The 7,581-nt window shown below is 61.5% G+C and carries 6 protein-coding genes; 4 read left to right on the forward strand and 2 right to left on the reverse strand.

Annotated features, from left to right (window positions below; translation table 11 throughout):
* A partial coding sequence (locus tag Q0O19_RS13225) for an MgtC/SapB family protein (RefSeq protein WP_295523714.1) occupies positions 1 to 1,059 on the reverse strand: 1,059 nt, incomplete at its 3' end.
* Between the two features lie 240 nt (positions 1,060 to 1,299).
* On the opposite strand from Q0O19_RS13225, the gene Q0O19_RS13230 reads away from it, so the two are divergent.
* A complete protein-coding gene (locus Q0O19_RS13230; RefSeq protein WP_295523715.1) occupies positions 1,300 to 2,274 on the forward strand; it encodes a tripartite tricarboxylate transporter substrate binding protein in 975 nt (324 codons plus the stop codon).
* Between the two features lie 3 nt (positions 2,275 to 2,277).
* Here the strand turns inward: Q0O19_RS13230 and Q0O19_RS13235 are convergent, their stop codons facing one another.
* Positions 2,278 to 2,916, reverse strand: coding sequence for a DedA family protein (locus Q0O19_RS13235; RefSeq protein ID WP_295523716.1), 639 nt, complete (start codon positions 2,914 to 2,916; stop codon positions 2,278 to 2,280).
* A gap of 37 nt (positions 2,917 to 2,953) precedes the next feature.
* Between Q0O19_RS13235 and mutL the strand changes: the two genes are divergently transcribed.
* The 3 genes from mutL to miaA are packed head-to-tail and all read left to right on the forward strand — an operon-like array spanning position 2,954 to position 7,151.
* Positions 2,954 to 4,939, forward strand: a complete 1,986-nt coding sequence (gene mutL / locus Q0O19_RS13240; protein ID WP_295523717.1) for a DNA mismatch repair endonuclease MutL — start codon at positions 2,954 to 2,956, stop codon at positions 4,937 to 4,939.
* 8 nt (positions 4,940 to 4,947) lie between these two features.
* Entirely contained in the window at positions 4,948 to 6,174 is a 1,227-nt protein-coding gene (locus Q0O19_RS13245; RefSeq protein WP_295523720.1) for a multidrug effflux MFS transporter, read from the forward strand.
* Positions 6,171 to 7,151 carry a tRNA (adenosine(37)-N6)-dimethylallyltransferase MiaA gene (gene miaA / locus Q0O19_RS13250; protein ID WP_295523718.1) on the forward strand — a complete coding sequence of 327 codons (981 nt, stop codon included), beginning with the start codon at positions 6,171 to 6,173 and terminating at the stop codon, positions 7,149 to 7,151. Before Q0O19_RS13245 ends, miaA begins: the two co-directional genes overlap by 4 nt.
* The last annotated feature ends 430 nt before the right edge of the window (positions 7,152 to 7,581 follow it).

Here is a 7,581-nt window from a genome sequence, read left to right on the forward strand (position 1 = left end):
CGCCAACAAAGTGGCGGAAGATGCGGTGTTGGCATGGGCATCCACCAAGCCGGAGACGCCTGCCAGGACCCACAAACCCGCACTCCCCAACCAGGCATTGAGTCCTGCCGAAGCCACCATCACCAGGGCCAGCAGCAGCGGCAGTCCTGCTGCCGTTTTCAAGTCAAAAGCATGGCCGGCGCTTGACAATTCCTGCGGCATGGGCAGCGCCAACGCCTGTCGATACAAGCAAAGGCCATGCACGCTGGCCACCGCCGAGCCCAAGGCCAAAGGCCAGACCATGGCCCAGAACAACGCAGGGCAAAGCAATCCCATCACCAAGGCCATCTGAATCAAGGTCGCGATGGAAGACAACACCCCGCCAGCTGCGGCAGGCACCAACAAAGACGGCTCATCACGGGTCCGTTTGCCCATGGCATAGATGGTCGCGGCGCTGGAAACAAACCCTGAAGCCAAACCCACCCAGGCCAGGCCCAGTCTGGGGCCCATCCAACGCATGCCCACATAACCGGCAGCGCTCACACCCATGACCATCACAATCAACTGGGTCAGTTCACGGGGGTTGATGGCATCCCATGGCCCCATGAAGCGGTCAGGCGCCAGAGGCAAAGCGATCAAGGCCATGGCGGCCAACAACAATGTGTCATCCAAGTCTTGCTGGGTCAGTATTTGGCTGACAAAGTTGTGGATGCGACTGCGTGCGGCCAACAACAGCGCCAAGACCACCCCGACGCTCGCAGCGACCATGCCCTCTCGCATGGCCAAGCCGCCCAGCATGCAAGTCAGAACCAGAGCGAACTCGGTGGTCAATCCTGGCTCTTTGGTCGGTGTTTTCTGGTACGCCACCATGGCCCCCAAACCCACCAACAAAACCGCCAGCAAAAGCAATTCGCCGCCACCCAAGGCCATGCCGACCGAACCCATCAGCGCCACCACCGTGAAAGTCCGAATGCCCGCCGCACGTCGCCTCGCGCTGTCTTTTCGCCTTTCTCTTTCGGCGCCGATCAGCAGTCCAATGCCCAAAGAGATGCAAATGCCCATCGTGATCTCAAGTGACATCTGCGCTCCTGTGACTCACCAGATTGAGGTTCATTTTTCAGCCCAATTTCCAAAGAAAAAAGGCTCTGCAAAGACCTCCTCCATGCATGGAGTGTGCACCTTTGTTCAGATCTGATGGAAACACGGCATTTGGTCGAGAGTCACCTGCGAGGCACCCGCCGATTGACCCATTGGGTGCAGACCCCTAATCTGAGCACTGACATGGTCCACAGATGGCCATGCCTTCATCAGGAGACAGACATGCGTTGGGTTCAATTTTTCAAAACGGCTGCCTTGGTTTTGGCGGCCACAACCCTTCCAAGCGCCTGGGGCCAAAGCTGGCCGAGCAAACCCATACGCTGGATCGTGCCCTACACGCCGGGCGGCATCACCGACAACGCCACCCGCATGGTGGTCCAAAAGATCCAGGAGCAAACCGGTTGGTCCATCGTGGTGGACAACAAACCCGGTGCCAATTCGATTTTGGGGGCCGATCTGGCGGCCAAAGCCTCTGCCGACGGGCATACCTTTGTGACGGTGATCGGCGCCCATGCTGCCAACGCCACGCTGTATGCAGGGCGTTTGCCTTACGACCCGGTCAAGAGTTTTGCGCCGGTATCGCTGGTCGGCATCGCGCCACTGGTGATGACGGTGAACAACCAGTTGCCTGTCAAAAACGTCAAGGAACTGATCGACTACGCCAAAGCCAACCCCGGCAAACTCGCTTTTGGCTCCTCGGGCGTGGGGGCGGCAGCGCACCTGACACAAGAGTTGTTCAAGCAAGTGGCGGGCATTGACATGGTGCATGTGCCCTACAAAGGCACCGCCCCGGCATTGGCCGACCTGATGGGCGGCAACATCCAGATCCTGACCGACACGGCCAGCGCCATGATGCCCCATGTACGGGGGGGTAAGATCAAGGGCATGACGGTGTTTTCAAGCAACCGGGTGCCTGGTGCGCCCGAGGTGCCGACCATCACCGAATCGGGTGGCCCCGCCATCGAAGGCTCCACTTGGGTGTTGTTCTTGACGCAATCGGCTGTGTCCAAGGACATCGTGCGGCGCATGTCGGCCGAAACCGCCAAAGCGCTGAATTCACCGGACATCAAGGCCAAATTTGAAGCCTTGGGCATCATCACCGCTGACCCTTCGCCTGAGTTTGCAGCAAAGTTTCTGGACGAAGAAATCGTCAAATGGGCCAAGGTCATTTCGACCGCGGGCGTCAAAGCCGAATGAAAGTCAGCGGCTGAGACGCGCCCGCCAGGCCCCGAACATGGCGATCAAGCCCGGCACAATGATCAAGGCCCAGATGATTTTGGACAGGTGCGTTTGCACAAAGGGCAAATTGCCAAACAGGTAACCGGCCAGGGTCAGGCCTACCACCCAAATGCAGCCACCCACCACATTGAACAAGGTGAATTGGCCGCGGTTCATCTCGGCCACCCCCGCCACAAAGGGCACGAAAGTGCGGATGAACGGCATGAATCGCGCCAAGATGATGGTGATGCCGCCGTATTTTTCATAGAACGCATGGGCCTGGTCAAAGCCCTTGCGGCTGAAAAACCGGGAGTCTTCCCACTGAAAGACCTTGGGTCCAAAGTAGCGCCCAATCGTGTAATTGGTCTGGTCGCCCAAAATGGCCGCCACCAACAACAAGGCCATGACCAAGGGCAGATTCATCAAACCCGCGCCGCACATGGCCCCGACGATGAACAGCAGCGAGTCCCCCGGTAAAAACGGCATGATCACCAAGCCGGTTTCAACAAAAATGATCGCAAACAACAAGGCATACACCCAAGCACCATGCTGCCCTACAAAAGCTTCCAGATAGCGGTCGACGTGGAGGATGAAATCAACAAGTTGCAAAAGGATGTCCATGTCGGGATTATCAGCGAGCAAGCCCTAAAATCAGGCGGTGACCTCCCAACAGAACCCGGCTTCCGCGCGCCGACCCATCCGCGAACTCCCCGATGAACTGATCAGCCAAATCGCCGCTGGCGAAGTGGTCGAACGCCCGGCTTCGGTGGTACGCGAACTGGTGGACAACGCCTTGGACGCAGGGGCCCAAAGCATCACCTTGCGCTTGATCGGCGGCGGCACCCGCCTGATTTCGGTCGAAGACGACGGAGGCGGCATCGCGCCAGATGAGCTGGGCACGGCCTTGAAGCGCCACGCCACCAGCAAGATCGGCAACCTGGGGGACCTCGAATCGGTCATGACCATGGGTTTTCGGGGCGAAGCGCTGGCGGCCATCCACTCGGTCTCCGAGCTCACCTTGCTCTCGCGCACGGACGGTCAAAGCACCGCCTTTGCGCTGGACGGCCGCACGGGTGAAATTCGCCCGGCCGCCCGCGCCGTGGGCACCACGGTGGAGGTCAAAGAGCTGTTTTTCTCCACCCCTGCCCGCCGCAAGTTTTTGAAAAGCGACAGCACCGAGTTGGCCCACTGCATCGAGGCCGTGCGCCGCCACGCTTTGGCCCGCCCCGATGTGGGCTTTGCCATTTGGCACGAAGGCAAGCTCGTGGAGCAGTGGCGCGTCCACCCGGGTACGGCGGGTCTCGCGCAGCGCCTGGCCGATGTGCTGGGCGAAGACTTTGTGGCGCAGTCCATCCCGATCGAGTTCCACGCCGGGCCGCTCAAGGTGATTGGCCGCGCCGGTTTGCCCGACGCGGCCCGCTCGCGCCCGGACCACCAGTTTGCCTATGTGAATGGCCGTTTTGTTCGCGACAAAGTGGTCATGCACGGCGCACGCAGCGCCTACGAAGATCTGCTGCACGGCCACAAACAACCGGCCTATGCCTTGTTCATGCAAATCGACCCCACACTGGTCGATGTGAACGTGCACCCGACCAAAATCGAGGTGCGATTCAGAGACAGTCGCGCCGTGCACCAAGCCGTGCGGCACGCCCTGGAAAATGCCTTGGCTGCGCCCCGGTCGAACAAGTTGAGCGATGCCGCAGGCCCTCTCCACTTTGACCTGAAAGCCCCTGCCCCCACAGCCCTCCCCGAATCGGCCAACTGGCAACAAGGCGGCATGGCTTTTGAGCGGCCAGGCGCAGCCACTTTCAGTGCCCCAAGCTACAAACCCGCCGATTTTTTACGTGTCCGTGTGGACGGCGAGCAGGCGATGGCCGATCTGAAGGCACTTTGGCAGCCGAAAAGCGAGGACAACACCTGGCCCCCACATGCCTCAGAGCGAACCTTGTCGTGGGAGACCGCCTCCCTCGCAGAGAGTCCTGCCATGGCAGGGGCAAGCCCCTACGGGGTTGCAAAGACCTCTGCGCCATCTCTGCCAGAAGGCGACTGGCCCCTGGGCCGCGCCATAGCTCAGCTGCACGGCGTGTACATCCTGGCCGAAAACAAACAAGGCTTGGTGGTGGTGGACATGCACGCCGCGCACGAGCGCATCGTCTACGAGCGCCTGAAAAGCCAACTCCAAGCCCAAAGCAAGGAAGGCCCCCGCATCGCCAGCCAACCCTTGCTGATCCCCGCCACATTTGCCGCCACACCCAGCGAAGTGGCCACCGCAGAGGCCTGCGCCGACGCCCTTGAGCAACTGGGTCTGGAAATCTCCCCCCTGTCGGCCAAGACCCTGGCCGTTCGGGCCGTTCCCACCAGCCTGGCGCAAGGCGATGCGGTGGAATTGGCCCGCAGCGTACTGAATGAGCTGGCACAACACGATGCCAGCACCGTGGTGCAACGCGCGCAAAACGAGATCCTGGCCACCATGGCGTGCCATGGTGCGGTGCGCGCCAACCGCCGCCTGACCCTGGATGAAATGAACGGTCTGCTGCGCCAAATGGAAGAGACCGAACGCTCCGACCAGTGCAACCACGGCCGCCCCACCTGGCGGCAGATGGCCATGCGCGATCTGGATGCGCTGTTCTTGCGAGGCCGGTAATGACGGGCATGCCGCAAAAACTCATTGTTCTCCTCCTGGCTCTGCTGCTTGGCCTGCAACCGGTCACCACCGACTTGTATTTGCCGGCCTTGCCCGCCATTACACAAGTTTTTGGGGTGGGCATGGGCCAGGCTCAGCTCACGCTCACGGCACTGCTGCTGGCTTTTGGTCTGTCTCAACTGGTCTGGGGCCCACTGTCGGACCGCTTTGGCCGACGGCCCATCTTGCTGTGGGGCATGGCCGCCTATACCTTGGCTTCGGTGGCCTGTGCCTTTGCCGCTGACATGGCCTGGCTGATCGCCGGGCGCACCTTGCAAGGCATAGCCATGGGGGCTGGGGTCATGGCCGCTCGCGCGGTGGTGCGCGACCTGTACCCGCCCGCGCAAGGCGCCACCGTGATGTCACAAGCCCTCACGGGGCTGGGCATCATCGCCTGCACCTGCGCACCGATGGGTGGCATGCTGACCGACTGGCTGGGCTGGCGCATCGCCTTGCTCATGCTCGCCCTGTTCGGGGCGGTCACCCTCGCCTTGCTGTTTTGGCGTTTTGAAGAGACCTTGGCGCGCCCCGATCCGCACGCATTGAGCCCGGGCCCGCTGATTCAAGCCAACCTCGACATCCTGCGCAACCCCACTTTTCGCACTTGGTGCGCGCTCTCGGCTGCTTCATACCTTGGGCTGTTCACCTTCTTGGCCAGCTCGTCGTTCGTCTTTGTCACCGACATGGACTACAGCAAAACCGCCTATGGGTTTCTCATGCTCAGCATGTCGCTGTCCTACATTGCGGGGACTTTCTTGTGCCGATGGCTGTTGCGCCGCACCAGTGTGCACCGCACGGTGGGCATGGCGGCGGGCTTGACGATCACAGGGGGCGTGGGCATGGCGGCCCTCGCCTATGCAGGAGAAGGGCAGGACTGGTACGGGGCCTGGGCGGTCATGGTGCCCATGTACATTTTCATGATGGGGCATGGCGTGCATCAACCTTGCAGCCAAAGCGGCGCGGTCGTGCCCTTCCCGCAAAGGGCCGGTACGGCTTCGGCGCTGAACGGATTTTTGATGATGCTGGGTGCGTTTTTCATGGGCGCTTGGCTGGGCACCCACATGGACCGACCGGTTTTCGCCCTGGCGCACGGCCTCTTGTTGTGGGCCGTGGTCATCACGGTCCTGGCGTGGACCGCGGTACAGCGCCATGGCCGCCCCATGGCCACCACACAGCCTGCAAGCGCCAGCGCATGAACCGGCTCACCCCATCGGCCATGCAAGCACGGCCCATCGACGCCATTGCCATTGTGGGCCCCACGGCGAGCGGCAAAACAGCGGCCGCTTTGGCCTTGGCCGAAAGCCTGCAAGGCTGTGGGGGCGCAGAAATCATCAGCGTGGACTCTGCGCTGGTTTACCGGGGCATGGACATTGGCACGGCCAAGCCCAGCCGCCAAGAGTTGGAGGCTGTGCCACACCACCTGATCGACATCTTGGACCCCCTGCACAGCTACAGCGCCGCCGATTTTGCCCGCGACGCGACGCCCCTGATTGCAGACATAAGAGCACGTGGCAAAACACCTTTGTTGGTCGGGGGCACCATGCTCTACCTCAAAGCTTTGCTGGAAGGCCTGAACGATATCCCGTCGGCCAAGGCTGAGATCCGCGCTCAAATTCAGCAGCAAGCCCAAGACCTGGGATGGCCTGCTTTGCACGCTTTGCTGGCCCAAGTGGATCCGACCACTGCAGCCCGCTTGGCCCCCGGTGACAGCCAACGCATCGGTCGGGCTCTGGAGGTCTGGAACGCCACCGGACAGACCTTGACGTCTTTCCACCAAAGCGCCAAAAGCCATGCGCCCGACTGGCACATCCCAGTTATCAGCCTCGAACCCGAGGACCGCACTTGGCTGCATGCTCGCATCGTCCAACGCTTTGACCAGATGATGGCGACCGGTTTCATGCAGGAGATTCGGGGCCTGCGCCAACGAGGCGACCTGAATCCGGATTTACCCTCGATGCGCTGCGTCGGTTACCGTCAAGCTTGGCAGGGTCTGGATGCGGGCTGGCCGGACAGCCAGGTGCGGGAACTGGGCATTTTCGCAACCCGCCAACTGGCCAAACGACAAATCACTTGGCTGCGCAGCATGCCTGAAAGAAGGGTGGTGGCGGTCGATGGACCGCAAGACCCGCTCCCCCAGGTCTTGGCGCTGGCCCAAGCGTATTTGCCAAGATGAACAAGCGTTTTTATCTTCTGTCATGGGCCTGGGCCTGGGTGTGCGGCGCGCTGGGAGCTCAGCCGCTTGAACCTGCTTTGCAGCTTTCCGCCACCCGCTCAACACCGACCGCTGCAACGCTCTCGGTGCAAACACTGCACCTTCACAACGCCGGGGCTCGACCCACAGAGCTCGTTTGCACCCGCAAAGGCCCAGTCCCCAGGCGCCCCGACAGCGCCCCCGCAGAGCCGACCGAGATACCCGATGACTCAGACGTTGCACAAGCTTTGGCACAAGCGCTTACCGCCATGGACGCGCGCTCGGAGCCGGCACCCCGAACCGGTGCTGTACGGCTGCAAAAAACCGCCAACTTGCGCGTGGCCATTTGGGGCGACAGCCACATGGCCGCTGCATTCTTCAGCGACCAGTTGATGCGCCAAATCACGGGGCC

The organism is Limnohabitans sp. Rim8 (assembly GCF_945869175.1).
GTDB lineage: Bacteria > Pseudomonadota > Gammaproteobacteria > Burkholderiales > Burkholderiaceae_C > Limnohabitans_A.

Excerpts from the sequence above, each read along its gene's own strand:
- Q0O19_RS13235 (WP_295523716.1), bottom strand. The coding sequence starts at position 2,916 with ATGGACATCCTTTTGCAACTTGTTGATTTCATCCTCCACGTCGACCGC.
- miaA (WP_295523718.1), top strand. The coding sequence starts at position 6,171 with ATGAACCGGCTCACCCCATCGGCCATGCAAGCACGGCCCATCGACGCC.
- Q0O19_RS13245 (WP_295523720.1), top strand. The coding sequence starts at position 4,948 with ATGCCGCAAAAACTCATTGTTCTCCTCCTGGCTCTGCTGCTTGGCCTG.
- Q0O19_RS13230 (WP_295523715.1), top strand. The coding sequence starts at position 1,300 with ATGCGTTGGGTTCAATTTTTCAAAACGGCTGCCTTGGTTTTGGCGGCC.